Genomic DNA, 19,291 nt, shown 5'->3' with positions numbered 1-19,291 from the left:
TGTTTTGCTTTTTGCCCCCCCTCTGGCGGTTGCGGGGGAGCAGGGCCCTGGGCCCTGCCGGGGCGGGCGCCTGTGCCGCCGTCGGGCCGCCGCGCCCCTTTCTCGCAAAGACGCGGTGCCCCGCCTTGTGGGGCGGCCGCTCGGGGCTGCCTCCTTTTTTGTCTGCCGGCAGCCCCTCACTGAAACTGGGCCCAGTAGAGTTCGGCGTAAGCCCCGCCCCGCTGCAGCAGGGAGGCGTGGTTGCCCTGCTCCACCACCCGGCCGTCCTTCACCACCAGGATGACGTCGGCGTTTTGGATGGTGGAGAGCCGGTGGGCGATGACAAAACAGGTGCGCCCTTCCATCAGCTGGCGCATGGCCCCCTGGATGCGGCGCTCGGTGCGGGTGTCCACGTTGGAGGTGGCCTCGTCCAAAATGAGCATGTTGGACTGCAAGAGCATGGCCCGGGCGATGGTCAGCATCTGCTTTTGCCCCCGGGAGATGGCCGCTTCGTCCCCGGTGAGGGGGGTGTCGTAGCCCTGCGGCAGTTGGGAGATGAAGCGATGGATGTGGGCGGCCTTGGCGGCGGCCACGACTTCCTCCCGGGTGGCGTCGGGGCGGGCGTAGGCGATGTTCTCGGCAATGGTGCCGGAGAAGAGCCAGGTGTCCTGCAGCACCAGGGTGTAGCAGCGGCGCAGGCTGTCGCGGGTGATGCGGCGGGTCTCCCGCCCGTCCAGGCGGATCTCGCCGGACTGGGGGTCGTAAAAGCGCATCAGCAGGTTGATGACGGTGGTCTTACCCGCGCCGGTGGGGCCGACGATGGCCACCAGGCTGCCCGGCGGCGCCCGCAGGCTGAAGTCCTTGAGGACGGGGGCGGTCGGGTCGTAGCCGAAGCTCACCCGGTCCAGCTCCACCTCGCCCCGCACCGCCCCGGCGGGCAGGGCGTCGGGGGCGTCGGCGGGCTCGGACGGCTCGTCGATGAGGCGGAAGACCCGCTCGGCGGCGGCAAAGGCCGACTGCAGGTCGCTGGCGATGTTGGCGATCTCGTTGATGGGGCCGGAGAACTTGCGGGAGTAGAGGACAAAGGAGGAGAGGTTGCCCAAAGTGATCTTGCCAAAGAGAAAGAGGGTGGCCCCCAGCACGCTCACCAGGGTGAGGGAGAGGTTGTTGATGAAGTTGACCGAGGGGCCGGTCATGGTGCCGTAGTAGTCGGCGGCGTACTGGGCGTCCAGGGCCCGCTTGTCCTGGGCGTCAAAGCGGGCGGTCACCGCCTCCTCCCCCGAGTAGGCCTTGACGGTGCGCAACCCCGAGACCGCCTCTTCCGACAGGCCGCCCAGGGCCCCCAGTTCGGCCGAGCGGCGGGAGAAGAGGGGGCGCACCTTGCGGGTCATGTAGCGGGTCCAGAGGATGGAGAGGGGCACCGTGACGGCAAAGACCGCCAGCAGCGCCGGGGAGATGGCCAGCATCATCCCAAAAGAGCCCACCACCGTGATGGCGCTGGTCCCGATCTGCAACAGGTCGCTGGAGAGGGAGGTGTTGACCGTGTCGATGTCGTAGGAGATGCGGCTGACGATGTCGCCTGTCTGGTGGCTGTCGAAGTAGCGCACCGGCAGGTCCATCAGGTGGGAGAAGAGGTCCCCCCGCATCTGCCGCACCACCCGCTGGCTCAAGCGGATCATCAGCAGCGAGAGGAGGTAGCCCAGCAGGGCCGAGAGGAGGTAGAAGGCCAGCATCCACCCGGCGTAGAAAAAGACCCGGGGAAAGTCCACCTGGCCGGGGACGGTGCCGATGGCGTCGATGGCGAGGCCGGAGAGCATCGGCCCCAGCAGGGCCAGGAGGTTGCTGGCCAGGGCGAGGGCCGCCGCGGCCAGCAGCATCCAGCGGTGGCGGCAGAGGTAGCCCCAGAGCCGCCGCAGGGTGTAGCGGGTGTCCCGGGGCCGCTCCTGGCTGCCCGAGGGGCGGCGGTGGCCGCCGGGGGTCTGCATGTTGTAAGAGCCCTTCACTGCGCCGCCCCCTCTCCCATCTGCAGGGCATAGAGTTCCCGGTAGGGCAGGCAGCTCTCCAGCAGCTCGCCGTGGCTGCCGCAGCCCAGTAGCCGTCCCTCGTCGAGCACCAGGATGAGGTCGGCCCCCATCACCGAGCTGACCCGCTGGGCCACCACCACACAGGTGGCGTCGGCGCAGTGCGCCCGCACCGCCTGGCGCAGCTTAGCGTCGGTCTGGTAGTCCAGGGCGGAGGAGGCGTCGTCGAGGATGAGGATGTCGGGGTCGCCGGCCAGGGCCCTGGCCACCAGCAGCCGCTGGCCGCTGCCGCTGCCCGCCGGAGAGGTCGGTCCCCCGGGCGGCCAGCGGGTGGGCAAAGCCCCCCTCCAGCCCGGCGACAAAGTCGGCCTGGGCCCAGCCGGCGGCCGCCTCGGCCCGGTCGGGGGCGATCCCCCGGTCAAAGTCGATGTTTTCGGCGACGGTGCGGCCGAAAAGGAGGTCATTTTGAAAGACCACCCCAAAGCGGCTGCGCAGCTCCTTTAGGGGGATGGCGCGGATGTCCCGCCCGTCGAGGCGGATGACCCCCTTGTCGGGGGTGTAAAAGCGCAGCATCAGGTTGCAGAGGGTGCTCTTGCCGCTGCCGGTGGCGCCGATGATCCCGAGGGTCTGCCCCGGCCCCACCGAAAAGGAGATGTCCTCCACCGCCGGCTCCCCCCCGCCGTAGGAGAAGGTGACCCCCTCGAAGGAGAGGCGGGCCGCCCCCCGGTCGGGCGCCGCGGCGGCGAGGGTCTCGGGCTCGCCCTTGGCGGCCAGCACCTCCTGGATGCGGGCGGCGGAGGCCGCGCCCTTGGAGTACATGACAAAGACCCGGGTGATGGAGAGCATGGCGCCCAGGATGATGGTGAAATAGGAGAGGAAGGCGAGGATGGTGCCCGGCTGGGTGAGCCCGCTGTCGACCCGGAAAGCGCCCACCAAAATGACCCCGGTGAGCCCGGCGCCCAGGAAGAAGTTGATGGCCGGGTTGGAGAGGGCCATGGTGGTGGAGGCGGCGGTCTCCCGCCGGGAGACCGCCCGGTTGACCCCGTCAAAGCGGGTCTTCTCCCCCTCGGTGCGGGAGAGGGCCTTGATGATGCGGATGCCGGTGACGTCCTCGCGGACGGTGCGCACCAGGGCGTCCACCGAGCGCTGCATGTCGGAGAAGAGCCCCACCCCCTTGCGGGAGACGAAAAAGACCACCAGGGCGATCAGCGGCAGCACCGAGAGGAGCACCAGGGTCAAGACCGGCTCCAGCGTCAGGGTGACCGCCACGCCCCCCAGCAGGAGGATGGGGGCCCTGACCCCCACCCGCTGCATCATGTTGAGCATCTGGTGGACGTTGTAGGTGTCGGTGGTGAGCCGCGCCTCCAGCGAGGGGACGGTGAAGCCGTCGATCTGCCGGCAGGAGAGGTGGGCGGTTTGGGAGAAGAGGTCGTGGCGGATGCGCTCGCTGGCGTCCCTGGCGATGCGGGCGGCCGAGCGGTTGGCGGCGATGTTGCCCACCACCGCCAGCACCGAGCACAGCAGCATCACCCCGCCCCAGAGGGCGATCTGGGCGAGGGAGCGGCGGGGGACCACCGTGTCGATGACAAAGGCCAGTATCCAGGGGAGGAGCAGGTCCATGACGGTGCCGAGGAACTTGATGGTCAGCCCCCAGGCCATCTTTTTGGCGCTGGGGCGCAGGTAGGAGAGGACGGTTCGCAAGGGAGGGGCCCCCTTTCTCATTTGGGCGTATGGCGTTCCCTAACAGGATACCACAGGACGGCGGGGGAGAACAATTTGCGAAACGGAGAAAAAGCCCCCCTTTCCCTGTGCCAAATGTCGAAGCGGGCCGAAGGGGGGAAAATCGCCCCGAAGGTGTTGAACCGGGCGGCGCGATGGGCTATAATGAAAGGCGCTTGCAGTGCGCGGGCGGCAGTTTGAGCGGGGCGGTGGCTGACACCGGTCCGCCCCGACCTGTTGCGCCCATTTTGCAAAAAAAGGGGGACGGGCCCGCGCCCGCCCCGGACCAGGAGAGAGAACATGCTGTTTTCCAAACCCAATATCGACCTCTGCGTGGTGGGGCTGGGCAACCCCGGCAAGAAGTACGAGCGCACCCGCCACAACGTGGGCTTTGTGCTCGTCGACGAGATCGCCCGGGAGCTGGGGGTGTCGGTCAGCCGGCTCAAGCACCAGGGGACCTGCGGGCAGGGGCTCGTGGACGGCAAAAAGGTGCTGTTTGTCAAACCCCAGACCTTTATGAACCGCTCGGGCCTCTGCGTGCACGAGGTGGCCAGCTACTACCGCCTCCCCCCCGAGCGGGTGCTGGTGATCTGCGACGATGTCTCCCTGGACGTGGGGAGGATGCGCATCCGCCGCAAGGGCTCCCACGGGGGGCACAACGGCCTGCGGGACATCGCCCTCTCGCTGGACAGCGAGAACTACCCCCGCATCAAGATCGGGGTGGGGAAGAAGCCCCACCCCGACTACGACCTGGCCGACTGGGTGCTGGGCGCCCTCTCCCCCAAGGAGTGGGAGACGGTGCGGGACCTGGCCGGCCCCTGCCTGGACACCCTGCGGCTGCTGCTGGAGGACGACCTGAACGAGGCCATGAACCGCTACAACTAGAGCGCCCCCGCGCCGGGGGCAGAGGAGTGTGTGAGGATGGAGTTTTTTACCCGCATCTGGCAGGGGGTGCCCGCCTTCGAGACCCTGCGCCGCAGCCTGGAAGAGGGCCGCGTCCCCCTGGCCTGCTACGGCCTCTCCACCGTGCACAAGGCCAACTTGATCGCCGCCCTCTACGCCGAGACCGGCCGTCAGATGCTGGTGCTGGTGCCCGACGAGCGGGCCGGGGAGCGGATGGTGCGCAACCTCAACACCATGATCGGCGGGGAGGCGGCCGCCCTCTACCGGCAGAAGGACTACGTCTTCCACCCGGTGGAGGGGGCCTCCCGCGAGTTTGAGTACGGGCGGCTGTCGGTGCTGGGCCGGGTGCTCGACGGCAGCTGCCCCATCGCCGTGGCCACCGCCCCCGCCGCCTGCCAGTACACCCTGCCCCCCCAGCGCTACCAGGAGGCCACCTTTGTGCTGCGTTCGGGGGACGCCTGCCCCACCGACCAACTGGCCCGCCGGCTGGTGGAGGCCGGGTATGTCCGCCGCCCCCAGGTGGACGGGCCGGGCCAGTTTTCGGTGCGGGGAGGGATCGTCGACCTCTACCCGCCCCAGGCGGCCGCCCCCTTGCGGCTGGAATTCTGGGGGGACGAGGTGGACACCATCGCCGCCTTCGACCTGCTCACCCAGCGCCGGGGCGACGGGGTGGAGGCGGTGGAGATCACCCCGGCCAGGGAGGTGCTGGTGGCCGACCCGGCGGCCCTGGCCGCCAAGCTGCGCAAACTGGGGAAAAACGGGCCCGAGGCCCTACTGGCTGACGCCGAGCGGCTGGAGACCGGGGCCGAGGTGGCGGGGCTCGACCGCTACCTGAGCCTCTGCCTGCCCGAGCGGGCCACCCTCTTTGACTACCTGGAGGACGCCTTTGTCTTCACCAGCGAGCTGCAGGAGATGACCCAGGAGCTGGAGGGTTTTCTCTGGCAGTTGGGGGAGGATGTAAAGGAGCTGTTGGAGCAAAAGCTCCTCTCGGGGAAAGCGGCCGCCTTTGCCGACGAGAAGGGGGCCTTTTTGGCCCGCCTGGGCAAGGGCCGCACCGCCTTTTTGGAGACCTTTTCCCGCCAGCTGGAATTCCCCTTAAAGGAGCTGCTGGACTTCACCGCTGTCTCCACCGCCAGTTGGAGCGGGCAGATGAACCTGCTGCTGGAGGAACTTGCCAGCCAGCAGGAGCAAAACTACTGCACCCTGATCCTGGCGGGGACCGAGAAGGCGGCCAAGACCCTGGCCTACGACCTGCAAAAAGACGGCTACAACGCCCAGTACACCGACTCAGGCAAGACCCTCTCCCCCAAAAAGGTCTATGTGGCGGCCGGCAGCCTTACCGCCGGGTTCGAGTACCCCGAACTGCGGGTGGGGGTCATCTCCTACACCCTGCAAGAGGGCAAAGGCAAGCGGCGGACGGCCAAGAAAAAGCGGGGGAAGGACGCCATCACCACCCTGGAGGACGTGACCCCCGGGGACTACGTGGTGCACGTGACCCACGGCATCGGCCAGTTCACCGGCATCACCCAGTTGGATCTGCAGGGGGTGAAGAAGGACTACCTGAAGATCCAGTACGCGGGCAAGGACGTCCTCTTTGTGCCGGTGACCCAGCTGGACCTGGTGAGCAAGTACATCGGCCCCCGGGAGGACCGGAAGATCAAGCTCAACAAGCTCCACTCCACCGAGTGGCAGCGGACCAAGCAGCGGGTCTACTCCTCGGTCAAGGACATGGCCGACGAGCTCATCAAACTCTACGCCGAGCGGGCGGCGGCCAAGGGCTTTGCCTTTTCGGAGGACAGCGAGTGGCAGCGGGAATTCGAGGAGCGCTTTGAGTACACCGAGACCGACGACCAGCTGCGCTGCATCGAGGAGATCAAGGCCGACATGCAGTCCCCCCGGCCGATGGACCGGGTGCTCTGCGGGGACGTGGGCTACGGCAAGACCGAGGTGGCCCTGCGGGCGGCCTTCAAGTGCGTGCTCGACTCCAAGCAGTGCGCCATTCTGGTGCCCACCACCATCCTCGCTTGGCAGCACTACCAGACCATCCTCAAGCGGATGGGCAACTTCCCGGTGAACGTGGAGCTGCTCTCCCGCTTTCGCACCCCGGCCCAGCAGGCCGAGTCGATCCGCCGGCTCAGGAGCGGACAGGCCGACATCGTGGTGGGCACCCACCGGCTGCTGCAAAAGGACGTGAGGTTCAAGGACCTGGGGTTGGTGGTCATCGACGAGGAGCAGCGCTTCGGGGTGGCCCACAAGGAGAAGTTCAAAGAGGCCTTCAAGGGCATCGACGTGCTCACCCTCTCGGCCACCCCCATCCCCCGCACCCTGAACATGGCCATGAGCGGGATCCGCGACATCTCCATCATCGACGAGCCGCCCCAGGACCGCCACCCCATCCAGACCTACGTGCTCGAGCACAGCGACCTGGTGGTGGGGGACGCCATCCGCAAGGAGCTGCGCCGGGGCGGGCAGGTCTACTACCTCTACAACCGGGTGGAGTCCATCGAGGCCTGCGCCTCCCGGGTGCGGCAGATGGCCCCCGACGCCAACGTGGCGGTGGCCCACGGCAAGATGGGCGAGCGGGAGCTCTCCTCGGTCTGGGCCCAACTGTTGGAGGGCAGCATCGACGTGCTGGTGTGCACCACCATCATCGAGACCGGGGTGGACGTGGCCAACTGCAACACCCTCATCATCGAGGACGCCGACCGGCTGGGCCTCTCCCAGCTCTACCAGATCCGGGGGCGGGTGGGGCGCAGCGCCAAGCGGGCCTTCGCCTACTTCACCTTCAAGCGGGGCAAGGCCCTGTCGGAGGTGGCCTCCAAGCGGCTGACGGCCATTCGGGAGTTCACCAGCTTCGGCTCGGGCTTCAAGATCGCCATGCGGGACCTGGAGATCCGGGGGGCGGGGAACATCCTCGGCGCCCAGCAGCACGGCCACATGGAGGCGGTGGGGTACGACATGTACCTGCGCCTGCTCTCCGAGGCGGTGAGCGAGAAGAAGGGCGAGGAGAAGCCCTACAAGAACGAGGAGTGCTTGGTGGACATCCAGCTGGACGCCTACATCCCCAAGGCCTATATCGAGGACATGGCCAGCCGGATCGACACCTACAAAAAGATCGCCGCCATCCAGTCCCGGGAGGAGGCCGACGACCTTCTCGACGAACTCATCGACCGCTTCTCCGACCCGCCGGCGCCGGTGGTGGGGCTGGTGGACGTGGCCCTGCTGCGCAACCAGGCCGCCAACTTGGGGGTGGGGGAGATCACCCAGTGGGAGGACACCGTATACATCCGCTTTGTCCACCTGGAAATGGAGCGGGTGGCCCGGGCGGTGGGCTGCAAGAAGGGGGTCAAAAACGTCCTCTTCAACGCCGGGGAGAAGCCCTTCCTGGCGGCGGTGCTGGAAAATCCCCACCGCCCCATCGACGGGATCCGGGCGGTGCTCGACGCCATGTCCGACGCCTAGGGGGAGCGCCGCACCCAGCGCCCCTTCCAGGGGGAATTGCCTTTTGACAGCCCCCCGAAAAATTGCTATAATCGTAGCTAGTTGTATGCGCTGCGGCGCGAAAAGAAAATGGGAGGAAAGACGATGTCTTTTAAACATAAGCTGGCGGCCGGCCTGGCCGCTTTGGGGGTGCTGGCCTCGCTGAGCGGCTGCACCCTGGGCAAGAGCTTTGACTATGCCGCCAAGGTGGGCGAGGTGGAGATCTCCAGCGGCCTCTACCTCTACTACCAGTACGCCAGCTACCTGGACGCGGCCGAGCAGTCGCAGAAAAACCCCAAAGAGGTCAAGACCGTCTTGAAAGAGCAGATCGGCGAGCAGAGCGCCACCGACTACATCAAAGACCAGACCAAGGCCCGCTGTATCAGCTATGCGGCCATGGAAAACCTCTTTGACAAAGAGGGGCTGGAGGTCACCGAGGAGGACGAGGCCCAGATCGAGGCCAACGTCAACCAGAACTGGGACAGCCAGAAGAAGGTCCTCGAGAAAAACGGCATCGGCAAAGACACCTACCGCACCCTGGTGCGCTCGGCCCTCAAGTCCAGCAAACTCTTCGACCACTACTACGGCGCCGACGGGCTGACCCCGGTGGGGGACGACGAGCTCAAGGCCTACTTTGAGAGCCAGTACCTGCATATCTCCTTCCTGGCCCTGCCCAAACTCAACAGCGAGTCAAACGCCATCTCCTCCGACGGGATCGCCACCATCAACGACCTGTCCGAGCAGATGCTCGCCAAGCTGAAAGACGGCGCCACCATGAAAGAGGTGGCCGACGAGTTCATGCCCCAGGTGCTGGAGGTGGGCGGCCACTCCTTTGCCGAGGGGACCGACTTCGTGCAGCAGGACTTCATCAACAAAGACACCGAGAATTACAGCACCTACCCCATGAATATGATCAACCAGATCAAGGCCGACGGGGTGGGGGACTACAACCGCTACGAGGCGGCCCAGTACACCTTTGTCTACCAGCGCCAGAGCGCCCTCGCCAACGAGTCGGACTTCACCTCCGCCCGCACCTCGCTGCTGGTGGAGATGAAGGAGGGCGAGTTCTCCGAAAAGAGCAAGGCCGCGGAAGAGGGGCTGGAGATCGTCTACAACGAGGCGGCGGTCAAGGAGTTCAGCCCCAAAAAGATCAAATACGTGGCGTCGTAATGCGCCGCGAAGGGGGGAGACCTGCCCCCCGCTGAAAAGACGGGCGGAAGTCCCGTTTTTTCTTTTTTGAGGCGGTTTGAAAAAACGGCCGCCCGCACTTTGGGGCCCCTGCCGGGCCCGGACCAGAGAGAGGAGATCGCCTGTGCAGATCCACCGCCTATTTCGCCGCGGGGCCGCTCTGGCTCTGGGGGCCGCGTTGACCCTGTCCCTCCTTTGCGGCTGCTCGCTATTGGACGAGCTGCGCACCGGGAGCAACGACCTCTTTCGGGGGGAGCCGGTCACCCGGCAGCAGGTGGAGCTGGAGGGGAAATACGGCCGCTCCCAGCTCGACGGGCTGCAGCGGGAGCTCTATGACGACCTGTACAGCGCCGTCTCCCGGGCCGAGGACAGCATCCAGGTGGACAGCCGCATCACGGTGGAGGAGTTGGAGACGGTCTACCGCTACTACTTCTCCGACAGCCCCGAACACTTTTGGGTGGACGGGTACAGCTATGTCACCGGCCCCGGCGGCCGGGTGCAGAAGGTGCTGCTGCGCTACATCGGCACCCGGGAGGAGATCGCCCGGATGGACGGGGAGCTGGAGCAGAAAGTGGAGGAGCTGACCGCCCAGGGCGCGGCCCTGCCCGGGGACTTTGAAAAGAGCGTCTGGGTCAGCGACGAGCTGGCCCGGCGGGTGCGCTACGACACCGACTTGAGCGGGAAGAGCCCCTACACCGCCTACGGCGCCCTGGTGGACGGGCGGGCCGTCTGTCAGGGGTACGCCAAGGCCGCCCAACTGCTCTACCAGAAGCTGGGCTACCCCTGCCTCTACGTGCGGGGGGAGAGCCGGGGCGAGCGCCACGGCTGGGTGATGGTAAAGCTGGGGGGAAGCTACTACCACGTGGACCCCACCTGGAACGACCTCTATGTGGAGGGGATGGGGGAGGACGAGGTCATCCTCAACCACAGCTATCAAAACATCACCACCGCCGCCATCTCCCGCGACCACCAGATCTACGGGGACGAAAACTACCCCCTGCCCCCGGCCGACTCCACCGAGATGGACTACTACCGGGTGAAGGGGCTGCAGGGGGCCGACTTCGGGGGGATCGCCGAGCGGGTGATCGCCGTGGCGGCGGAGAACATCGGCCGGGGCGACTACTCGGTGGAGATGCAGCTGGGGGATGCCCAGGCCATCCAGGCGGCGGCCGAGAGCACCGGGGGGATGCGGCGGCTGATCTCCGGGGTCAACGAGACCTTGGGGAGGGAGGCGGTGGCCTACCGCTACTCCTACTACCAAAACCCCGACCAGTTCACCCTGCAAATCTACTTTGAGAAGGCCGCTTCCTGACGGGCGGCTGGGAAGGAGGGCCCGGCGTGGAGGTCTACACCGTCAACCTTGAAGAGGGGATGCCCTATGTGGACGAGGCCCTGGAGCACCTGGAAAAGTCACTGCGGCGGGCCAAGAGCGGCGGCTGCAAGGTGGTGAAGTTCATCCACGGCTACGGCTCCTCCGGCAAGGGGGGAAAGATCCGCCGGGCGGTGCGGCTGGAGCTGGAGCGAAAGTGGGAGCGGGGGGAGCTGGCCCTGGTGGTGCCGGGGGAGCGCTTCTCCCTCTTTGATCCGGACACCCAGCAGATGATGCGCCGCCACTTTTTCGTCACTCGGGACAGCGACATGGGGCGAAACAACCTGGGGGTCACCCTGGTGATGCTGAAATAGGGGCGTGTTCCCCGGCAGGGTCGGGGGGCGATGCGTCCATAAAGGCTTGGTGCCCGCGGGCGGCCAATAGCGCAGCGGAATTTCGGTTCACCTTGCTGCGGCCCGGCCTGAAAGCGAGCAATTTGCCTGTTTAAGACATCCCCTTAGACTGTCCCCCTGCCGTTGACGGCCCACTTTTGCCCGGCGCTTGCAGCGAGGGCTTTTTTGCGGGACGGTCTTGCCGGCAGGGCCGGTGGCTTTGCTGACAATAAGAGAGGGGCCCTTCCCCGCGGGGAAGGGCCCCTTTTTTGTTGTCCGTCACTGGGGCAGTTCGACCCAGAAGGGGCCGCTGCCCCGGTTGCCCAGCTGGTCGCAGACCGAGAGGGTGTAGCGCCCGGCCGGGGCATCGAACCAGGCCACCTCCGCTGCCTCGTCCACCTGGCAGGGGGAGAGGGTGGTCCCGTCCTCCCCGGTGAGGGAGAGGGTCCCCCAGTCGACCCCGCTGGGGTCTTGCAGCCGCAGGGCCACCAGCCCGTTTTCACCCCAGCTCTCGGCCAGGACGGGGGAGGAGAGGTCGCCGTCCCCCACCGAAAAGTCCACCCGAACGGTGCGACCGTTGGCCCCGGCCGCCACCGCCGTGCAGGGGCCGGGGGCCACGGGGGAGAGGGTGAAGACGCCACCCTCCCCGGGCCGACAGGGGAGGGTGCGACCGCCCTGTTCCAGCCAGACCTGGCCGGCCCCCTCGGCCTGGACCGACACCTGGGCGCCGCCCCCCGCGGGGGTGCTCCGCACGCTGTCGATCTGCGGGGCGGGCAGCAGCGCCAGGGCCACGCATCCCCCCACCGCGGCAATGCCCGCCAGGGCCGCCGCGGGAAGGGGAACGGTGTGCGGGGGCGGCGGCGGGCGAAACCCGGCCCGCCTCCCCGCCGCGGAGAGGACCAGCCCGGCGGGGAGGAAGGCGGGGAGGAACCCGTCCATCTCCCGCCGCAGCTGGGCCCGGGCCAACTGCAAATCCCGCTTGACGGTGCCGGGAGAGCAGTGGAGGAGGGCGGCAATCTCCCCCACCTTGCGGCCCTGAAAATAGTGCAGGACGACCGCTTGCCGGCGGCGCTCCGGCAGGGCGGCGAGGGGCACCGGCGGTGGTGGAGTAAGACCCCTGTCTCTTATACACATCTAGATGTGTATAAGAGACAGGCTCGGGTTGGCCTGTCTGGTCCCGGTCGGGCAGGCCGGGCAGCAGCTCGTCCCCGCTCCCCGCGCGCCGGTTCTCCACTCGGCGGATATTTTGGCAGGAGAGAAAGGTGGACCTGTTGAGAAAGGCCACCAGGGAGCGGGGGTCGCGGATGTCGCCCATCTTTCGGTAGAGGGTGAGGTAGCTCTCCTGCACCGCCTCCTCGGCGAGGACGTCGCTTTTTAAGAGCAGCTTTGCCTGGGCCAATTGGGCCGGGGCGGTTGCGCGGTAGAGCTGGGCAAAGGCCTCTTCATCCCCCTGACGGGCCGCCCGGAGAAGGGCTTCCAACTGCCGGTGTGTCCGTTTTTCCTCCATTTTCCACCCCTCCAAATCTTGCCGCATCCTGTCGAAAAGTGTACACTATCTTCATGCGAAAAACAATGTATTTGGAGAGTTTGGAAAATTTTTAAAGATGTTTGGCTATTTCGGGTTGGCCGTTTTGAGGATGGCGTACACCTATTTAGAAACAGATTGAAGCACAGGGGCAGATGCGCCCTTGACGAAGGGGAGGAAAACGCCATGAAACACGGTAAGCGGCGGGAACTGGGGGCGCGGTTGACAGCCCTGGGACTGGCGGCCGCCCTGGTGGTGGGGGGCGCGAACGCTCTTCGCCGGCCGGTCCATGCCGAGCAGTCGGCAGGGAGCTTTGTAGAGGAAAAAGACCTGAACGCAATTTTTGCCATGCGCACCACCACCGCAGGTGTTGGCGTCGTCGACGGCAACTGGGTCCACTTGGCGGATGAGGACCACTGGGTGGACGGCGTGAGCAACACGGCGCTTTTTTCCAAGGGGAAGATCTCTCTGAAAGCCAACTGGAAACTCGAGGCGAACTTCACCATTGTCGGGAGTGGACACTGCCATTACGGGGAGGTGGCCCTTTACGGCAGCACCACCAACTATCGGTTTTCTGCCGGTCGGGTGGGCGGCATCGAGCGGCTCACCGTCGTCCACGGAAACGACTACGAGCAGCCGCAGCAGCCGCTGACGGAGGCGGACTTTGGGGAGAATAAGCCCTACTGCCTCTCCTTTGACGCGGCGGCCAATGCCTTTACCTTGTCCTACAACGGCAAGAGCATCACCTACCCCAACCCCTTCACCGAAGACGTGGTGGCCGTACAAATCAGGGGCCTGATGGACTACAAAGGCGACGTCCCCGCTGTGGGGCGGGTGGAAGGAACATTTTTGGGGATGGCCTATACCGATTACAGCCCCACCTTTCTTGAAACCAAATTGCTTGACGAGAGCGGGCAGGCCATCCCTGCGGGGACGCCGATCGCCGACGGAAGCATCGTCACCGTGCAGGCAAAAATCAAAAACAACTGGGAAAATGGGGGCACCGTCCCCAGCCGCCTAAAGCTGTCGGACAGCAAGGAGTACCCCACCGCTGGGCTGCATTTTGACCCCGCCGCCTGGGGGGATGGCAAGAGCCAAAAAATCACCGTGAACGGCGTGAACGTGACTGCTCAGGGGGACAATGTGGCGACAGGGGGCATCCCCTTTGATTGCTCCCCCGCCGAAACGGTCATCACCTACCGGGCCAAGGTGGCAAACCCCGAGGGCAAGGCGGTCACCATCGGCCAGATGATGGTGGACGACTTCTTTCAGTCCAAACAGTATTCAGGGGACGAACTGATCCCCGCCAAGCCCCTGGTGCCCTACGACCCGGAGAAACCGGCGGAGGAGCAGGGGACGGCGGGGAAGGACTACCACTATACCCGCACCCCGGCCAATGAAAACGGCTGGAACGCCGGCCCGGTGGAGATCACCTTCTACCCCGACCAGTTCAACCAGTTCCTCATCAAAGAGGGGGAGGTGGTCACCGCCACCCTCGACCAGGGCAACTGCAAGACCAGTTACAGCCAGGAGACCGGGGGGACCCAGACGGCCTATCAGGCCAAAAACACCGTGACGGGGGAGCTGTCTACCACGGTGGAGGACGCGGTGAAGATCGACGCCACCGCCCCCACCCTCACCGTCTCGGGGAATGCCCTCACCCTGTCGGACAGCCTCTCGGGCATCTGGAAGGTCGAGCGCTATGACGTCAAGGCTGGCCGCTGGGTCGGCGCCAAGGCCTTTTCCCTCACCGACGGCAGCGGCGCCGCCAGCCAGACGTTTGCCGCCAGCCAAAACGGCAGGTACCGGGCGGTAGATGCGGCGGGGAATGCCTCCCCCGCCTTGGCGGTCACCGTCAACGACCCGCCCTCGGCCGACCCCAGCGACCCCGATGTCACCCCCTCCGAGCCGGAGAAGACCACCGATGAAAACGGCCTGGTCCACACCTCTATTCGCGACAGCATGCAGGAGGTCATCGACCGGGAGGCCCCCCTCTACGGTGGCCGCTTCACGGCAGAGGACGCCAAGGACCTCTTTGACGGCCGCTACGGCTTCTCCTCCAATGTGCCGGGAAACAGTGACCTCACCTATGCCTACACCATCGCCCAGGGGGGCAAGGACGTCACCGGGGAAGGGGTGGACACCACCCAGCCCGGCGCCTTCACCGTCACCTGTCTGGTCACCGACGCGGACGGGAACACCACCACCGTCCTCCTCACCGATACCCTCATCGACCGCTCGGCCCCGCCCACGGTGGACTGGGGCGAGAGTTCCGACCCGCCGGTGGGCCCCTCCTTTGACCCCCTAAAGCCCCTTCCCAAGCCAACCGTCAAGGACGACCCGGCCACCGGGAAGAAACACGCCCACCTCTACGACAGCATCACCGAGGTGGTGGGCACGCCCCCCGCCTATGGCGGCAGGCTGACGGCTCAGGTGGCGGCAGAAATGCTGAAGGGCCGTTACCAGTTCGGCAGCGCCCAGGGGGACGGGGTGTTGACCTACGGCCCGGTCACCGTGACGGTGGAGGGGAAGGCAGGTAGCCTGGACACCGCCAAGCCCGGCAGTTGCCTCATCTCCCAAACCGTCACCGACAGCCAGGGCAACCAGACCACCGTCCACCTCACCTACACCTTTGTGGGCCAGGGGGCCCCGCCGGTGGTGGAGTACGACCCCAGCGACCCCACGGTGGAGCCGGGGAGCCGCCCCGACGCCCCGGAGGTGGTGGAGGACTGGCAGAACGGCACCAAGTACGCCACCGTAAAGGACCGGCTGGTGCAGGTGGTCTCCGACCCACCCCTGTCGGGCGGCTGGCTGGACGAGGGAGAAATCCGCGACTTGATTGCCGGCCGATATAAGTTCACCTCGGCCCAGCCGGACGGGGCCCTCAAGGAGATCCGCTTCGCCGTGATCCAAAACGGGAAGGCGGTGGAGGGGATCGACACCACCCAGCCCGGGGAATACGTCATCGCCTACACCCTGGAGGACTCCTCCGGCAACCGCACCTCCCTCTTCTTGCAGTACCGGCTGGCGGAAAAGACCGCCGGCGGGTCGATTGAGGGGGAGACTGCCGCGCCCGGCGGCGGACAGCCCAACACCGGGGATGTGGACACCGGACTGCTGGGCGGCGGGATGGGCCGGGAGGCCGGTTCCTGCGGCATCCACTGGGGGCTGTTGGCGCTGGCGGTGCTGGTCGCCGGCTATACCCTCTTTCGCAAGGGACAGTTGGACCGAGAGGAGGGACGAGACCGTGAAACTCTGTGATTTTCTCTTTTTCACCCTGGTGGCGGGCGGGGGCGCGGCCCTCTTTGTCTTTGCCGGCTGCCGTTTTGACATCCCGGCGTTGCTGGTCCTCGCCGGGGCGGTGCTGCTGGGCAGCGGCTACCTGATCCGCCGCACCCGCCGCCGCGACCGAGGCGAGCTGTGACGCAGCGGCTGCGCCCACCCCTCAAATAGAAAAAACAGACACCCTTTTCGCAGCTGAAAAGGGTGTCTGTTTTTGTCGAAAATCTATGCTTTTCAAGAAATTTTGGGAATGGTAAAATAAGGATGAAAAAGCCGTTCACCACTCGAGGGAGGGAAAGTAGAAATCCCTGTCGGGGAAGGCGGCGGCGCAGAACATGTCCCGCACCACGTCGCAGAGGTGGGCAGGGTCCAGGTCCTCCCGCTCGAAGAGGGAGGCCAGCCGGGCCACCTGCAGGGGGTCGGGGGAGAAGAGGGGCGTCTCGATCCCGCCCTCTGCCTGTATGCCAAAGCGGCTTTTCTCCGGGTTGGAGATGACCGCAAAGCAGTGGTTCTTACTCATCGCAATGTCTCCTTTTATTCCTTCTTCTGCGGCACCCACATACCGCGTACTCTATGCTATCAGGATGGGAGACAAAGTCAATAAAAGGAGGCGCTTTTTACAGGAAATGGGTGAAAATTTACCGAGCGCGGATATTTGGGAGGCGGGCGGCGGCCGGGAGCTCTCGGAGAAGCTGCGGCTGCTGAAAGAGCGGGAGGGGTTTACCACCCAGATGCTGGCGGACTGCTCGGGCGTTCCCCTGGGGACCCTCAACAAGATCCTCAGCGGGGCGACCAAGGACCCCTCCCTCAAGACGGTGGAGCGGCTGGCCCGGCTCTTCGGGCTGCCGATGCGCTATTTCTGCGACGTCTACCCCAGTGGGCAGAGCCGCGCCGCCCTGTTGGAGCAGGAGGTGGAACAGCCCCTCCTCCTCACCGAGGAGGAGTACCAGTTGATTTGGAGCCTGCGGCGGTTCACCGGCAGGGAGCGGCGGATCCTCCTGACCATGGTAAAGACCTTTGACGCCCTCCACCGCCCCGACAGCCCGGCGAGACAGGTGCTGCCCTGTTACCTCCCCACCCGGGCAGAGGGCGGGCGGACGGCGGTGAACTCCATCGCCGTTCGCCACATCTCGGTAAAAGACGGCGAGACGGCCCGGGCCGCCGACTTTGCGGTGGTGCTTTACGGCAGCGCCATGGAACCCGCCTACCACGCCGGGGAGGTGCTGGCGCTCTCCCACCGCCCGGCCGGACAGGACGAGATCGGCCTTTTCAACCTAAACGGGGAGGGGTATATCCGGCTCTACCAGAAGGTGCGCGGCGGGGTGCGGCTGGCGGCGCTCAACCGGGCTTTCCCCAATATCTCTGTGGAGGAGGGCAGCCAGTTTTGCTGCCTGGGAACGGTGGTGGGCCGCCTCGATCTGCTGTGAGCGCACAGGGGAGAAGGGCCCGGACAGACATCTGTCCGGGCCCTTCTCCCAGCCGCCTAGCGGAAGTAGTTTTTCAGCAGCATCCCGTCCTGGGTGGGGTCGTAGTCCCGCCCGCCGCTGTAAAAGATCTGGGGGGCGGTGATGGTTTTGGGCTGGCCCGAGAGGGCCTCGGTCAGCTCCTTTTGCAGTTGCAGGCAGGCCACCGAGGTGATGTTGGTCTTGCACTGGCCCGACCAGCGAGCAAACCACTGGGACATCCCCGCCACCGACTGGGCGGTGAGATAGCGGTCCAGATAGGCCTTGAAGAGGTTTAGGCGCAGGGTATCCTTCTCGTCCCCCTCCAATTTGGTGTAGCGCAGGTAGCCGGTGAGCTTGTCGCCGCTGAGATCTTGGGGGCCGTAGGGCAGCTTGAAGGTGAGCAGGCCGCTTGTCTCGTCGTAGCGGTAGATGTCCTCGGCCACGCTGTAGGGCAGCTCCCCGACCTCGTCGAGGATGGCGGCCAGGGTCTGGTCGGTCAAGTCGGCGTAGTAGTCGATGCGCAGCCCGGTGAGGGCCTGCAGGGAGGAGATGCACTCCATGGCGCCGCCGTAGCCGTAGCACTGCTGCAGGCTGTCCTCCCGGTTGGCAAAGGACACCTTCCAGCAGGGGGGGAGGACGGTCAGGGCCAACTGCCGCTTGGTCCCGTTGATCCCCACCAACAAAAAGGCGTCGGGCAGGCTGCGCTCCTCGGGCCGCAGGCAGAGCAGCAGATTGGTGCCCGAGGCGTAGTTTGCCTCCACCACCTGGGCCTGCTTCTCCCGCTCCTCCAGGGCGGGCTTTTGCACCAGCTGCCCAAAGGCCAGGGCAAAGACCGCGATGAGGGCGAGGAAGGTGAGGCTGAAACTCTGCCAGAAAAGACGGGTGCTGCGTTTCACGGGCCATTTCCCCCTTTTGCTCATTTACAGGGAGAGTATGGCCCGCCCACAGGGGAGATATGCGGGCGGCGCGGCTGCCCCAAATCGACAAAAGAGGGGGAGCGCCTTTGTGCAAATGAGACCTTGCTTTTCTTGTAAAAACGTTTTATCATAAAGGCAAATCAATACAAAACCACCTGGTGGTTTCACCTGAGCAGCGGCAGATGTGCGAGACCTGTGCCTGAGGAGACGGGGCTTTTAGAGGGACGGATGCGGCTGCTCCTTTGATTTCTGCCGGGGGCGGCGAGGAGGAGTACGCTTTGAAGATGGATTTTTTGGGGGACTGCAAGGTCGTCATCCTGGACATGGACGGCACCCTGTACCAGGACGAGGGCTTTATCGCCCGCAACGTGGCCTATCTGGCCGAGGGGACCCGCTGGCAGGGGCGGGAGGACGACATCACCGCCAAGTGCTTTGAACTGATCCGGGGACAGCTGCCCCTGAAACTGGGGCACTTTTACGAGACCGACGCCAGCCTGCACTGCGAGACGGTGGAGGAGCTGTTTGCCGTGACCCCGGTGGAAAACCGGCGCAGCGACGGCTTTGAGGAGCGGTTTTTCGACCACAATAAGCACTTTACCTACATGGGCGACGCCTGGAGCGTGACCTTCTTCATCGGCGAGCGGATGGGGATCCCCCGCGCCCGGGGGACCGAGTGCTTTTTGAAGGTGCGCGAGGAGATGCTGGAGGGCCCCTTTGCCATGCACCTGCACGAGGACATCAAAGAGGCGGTGGGCCAGGTGACCGCCAGCGGCAAAAAGACCTACATCTTCACCAACACCCAGCAGGTGGGGGCCGAGGGCTTTATTCGCAAGCTGGGGCTTTTGGACAGAGTGTACCAGGTGAAGTACGGCACCAACAAGCCCTACGGGCTGGACACCCTGCTGCCCCAGATATTAAAAGAGACCGGCGTGCGGCCGGAGGAGATGCTCTCCATCGGTGACCACACATTCAACGACCTCTCGCCCATCAAGAAGTTCGGGGGAAAGACCATCTGCATGTCCCCCTATGAGATCCACGACAACGTGCAGTGGGACGCCCGGCTGACCACCCTTGACCAGCTCTGCGACACCCTGCGCCAGCTGGCCCGCTAAGCGGCAGAAAGGAGAGACG

The 19,291-nt window shown here is 65.6% G+C and carries 15 protein-coding genes; 9 read left to right on the top strand and 6 right to left on the bottom strand.

Features of this window, described 5'->3' with window-relative positions; all coding sequences use genetic code 11:
- Positions 1–176 precede the first annotated feature (176 nt).
- The 3 genes from BN3266_RS05850 to BN3266_RS05845 are packed head-to-tail and all read right to left on the bottom strand — an operon-like array spanning position 177 to position 3,701.
- On the bottom strand, positions 177–1,982 hold the full coding sequence (locus BN3266_RS05850) for an ABC transporter ATP-binding protein (protein WP_242861728.1): 1,806 nt from the start codon (positions 1,980–1,982) through the stop codon (positions 177–179).
- Entirely contained in the window at positions 1,979–2,269 is a 291-nt protein-coding gene (locus BN3266_RS14245; RefSeq protein ID WP_242861727.1) for an ABC transporter ATP-binding protein, read from the bottom strand. The genes BN3266_RS05850 and BN3266_RS14245 overlap by 4 nt, the downstream gene beginning before the upstream one ends.
- Complete coding sequence (locus BN3266_RS05845; protein ID WP_242861726.1) at positions 2,187–3,701, bottom strand: ABC transporter ATP-binding protein; 1,515 nt, start codon at positions 3,699–3,701, stop codon at positions 2,187–2,189. Before BN3266_RS05845 ends, BN3266_RS14245 begins: the two co-directional genes overlap by 83 nt.
- A gap of 318 nt (positions 3,702–4,019) precedes the next feature.
- Between BN3266_RS05845 and pth the strand changes: the two genes are divergently transcribed.
- The 5 genes from pth (at position 4,020) to BN3266_RS05820 (ending at position 10,973) form a co-directional block, all read left to right on the top strand.
- Positions 4,020–4,604, top strand: coding sequence for an aminoacyl-tRNA hydrolase (gene pth, locus BN3266_RS05840; protein ID WP_059004406.1), 585 nt, complete (start codon positions 4,020–4,022; stop codon positions 4,602–4,604).
- Positions 4,605–4,640: 36 nt separating this feature from the next.
- Complete coding sequence (gene mfd / locus BN3266_RS05835; RefSeq protein WP_059004405.1) at positions 4,641–8,084, top strand: transcription-repair coupling factor; 3,444 nt, start codon at positions 4,641–4,643, stop codon at positions 8,082–8,084.
- A gap of 123 nt (positions 8,085–8,207) precedes the next feature.
- Positions 8,208–9,272, top strand: coding sequence for a hypothetical protein (locus tag BN3266_RS05830; protein WP_059004404.1), 1,065 nt, complete (start codon positions 8,208–8,210; stop codon positions 9,270–9,272).
- Between the two features lie 142 nt (positions 9,273–9,414).
- Positions 9,415–10,602, top strand: a complete 1,188-nt coding sequence (locus tag BN3266_RS05825; protein WP_059004403.1) for a transglutaminase domain-containing protein — start codon at positions 9,415–9,417, stop codon at positions 10,600–10,602.
- A gap of 26 nt (positions 10,603–10,628) precedes the next feature.
- Positions 10,629–10,973 (top strand): Smr/MutS family protein, encoded by a 345-nt coding sequence (locus BN3266_RS05820; protein ID WP_021659481.1) that lies wholly within the window; start codon positions 10,629–10,631, stop codon positions 10,971–10,973.
- Positions 10,974–11,270: 297 nt separating this feature from the next.
- Here the strand turns inward: BN3266_RS05820 and BN3266_RS14145 are convergent, their stop codons facing one another.
- The gene (locus tag BN3266_RS14145; protein ID WP_082671682.1) at positions 11,271–12,125 is read right to left on the bottom strand and encodes an RNA polymerase sigma factor; all 855 of its coding nucleotides are present in this window, start codon (positions 12,123–12,125) and stop codon (positions 11,271–11,273) included.
- 577 nt (positions 12,126–12,702) lie between these two features.
- Here BN3266_RS14145 and BN3266_RS05805 point away from each other — a divergent pair.
- Together BN3266_RS05805 and BN3266_RS13795 are read left to right on the top strand one after the other, a co-directional pair.
- Positions 12,703–15,777: a hypothetical protein gene (locus BN3266_RS05805; RefSeq protein WP_059004400.1), complete on the top strand. Its 3,075-nt coding sequence runs from the start codon at positions 12,703–12,705 to the stop codon at positions 15,775–15,777.
- A complete protein-coding gene (locus tag BN3266_RS13795; RefSeq protein WP_154668993.1) occupies positions 15,764–15,940 on the top strand; it encodes a hypothetical protein in 177 nt (58 codons plus the stop codon). The genes BN3266_RS05805 and BN3266_RS13795 overlap by 14 nt, the downstream gene beginning before the upstream one ends.
- Positions 15,941–16,075: 135 nt before the next feature.
- Here BN3266_RS13795 and BN3266_RS13790 read toward each other — a convergent pair whose 3' ends face one another.
- Positions 16,076–16,318, bottom strand: coding sequence for a hypothetical protein (locus BN3266_RS13790; RefSeq protein WP_059004399.1), 243 nt, complete (start codon positions 16,316–16,318; stop codon positions 16,076–16,078).
- A 106-nt stretch (positions 16,319–16,424) separates the two neighbouring features.
- On the opposite strand from BN3266_RS13790, the gene BN3266_RS05795 reads away from it, so the two are divergent.
- On the top strand, positions 16,425–17,225 hold the full coding sequence (locus BN3266_RS05795; RefSeq protein ID WP_059004398.1) for an XRE family transcriptional regulator: 801 nt from the start codon (positions 16,425–16,427) through the stop codon (positions 17,223–17,225).
- 56 nt (positions 17,226–17,281) lie between these two features.
- Here BN3266_RS05795 and BN3266_RS05790 read toward each other — a convergent pair whose 3' ends face one another.
- Positions 17,282–18,139, bottom strand: a complete 858-nt coding sequence (locus BN3266_RS05790; RefSeq protein WP_059004397.1) for an LCP family glycopolymer transferase — start codon at positions 18,137–18,139, stop codon at positions 17,282–17,284.
- Positions 18,140–18,444: 305 nt separating this feature from the next.
- Between BN3266_RS05790 and BN3266_RS05785 the strand changes: the two genes are divergently transcribed.
- Positions 18,445–19,272 (top strand): HAD family hydrolase, encoded by an 828-nt coding sequence (locus BN3266_RS05785; protein ID WP_242861739.1) that lies wholly within the window; start codon positions 18,445–18,447, stop codon positions 19,270–19,272.
- The last annotated feature ends 19 nt before the right edge of the window (positions 19,273–19,291 follow it).

The organism is Bittarella massiliensis (ex Durand et al. 2017), assembly GCF_001486165.1.
Classification (GTDB): Bacteria; Bacillota; Clostridia; order Oscillospirales; family Ruminococcaceae; genus Bittarella; species Bittarella massiliensis.
Note: the sequence above shows the minus strand (reverse complement) of the source record. Positions and strands in the feature narration are given on the sequence as shown.

What these genes read in the sequence shown, in the direction of transcription:
- BN3266_RS05830 (WP_059004404.1), top strand. Translation starts at nt 8,208, where the DNA reads ATGTCTTTTAAACATAAGCTGGCGGCCGGCCTGGCCGCTTTGGGGGTG.
- BN3266_RS05785 (WP_242861739.1), top strand. Translation starts at nt 18,445, where the DNA reads ATGGATTTTTTGGGGGACTGCAAGGTCGTCATCCTGGACATGGACGGC.
- BN3266_RS05805 (WP_059004400.1), top strand. Translation starts at nt 12,703, where the DNA reads ATGAAACACGGTAAGCGGCGGGAACTGGGGGCGCGGTTGACAGCCCTG.
- mfd (WP_059004405.1), top strand. Translation starts at nt 4,641, where the DNA reads ATGGAGTTTTTTACCCGCATCTGGCAGGGGGTGCCCGCCTTCGAGACC.
- BN3266_RS14145 (WP_082671682.1), bottom strand. Translation starts at nt 12,125, where the DNA reads ATGTGTATAAGAGACAGGGGTCTTACTCCACCACCGCCGGTGCCCCTC.
- pth (WP_059004406.1), top strand. Translation starts at nt 4,020, where the DNA reads ATGCTGTTTTCCAAACCCAATATCGACCTCTGCGTGGTGGGGCTGGGC.
- BN3266_RS05795 (WP_059004398.1), top strand. Translation starts at nt 16,425, where the DNA reads ATGGGTGAAAATTTACCGAGCGCGGATATTTGGGAGGCGGGCGGCGGC.
- BN3266_RS13790 (WP_059004399.1), bottom strand. Translation starts at nt 16,318, where the DNA reads ATGAGTAAGAACCACTGCTTTGCGGTCATCTCCAACCCGGAGAAAAGC.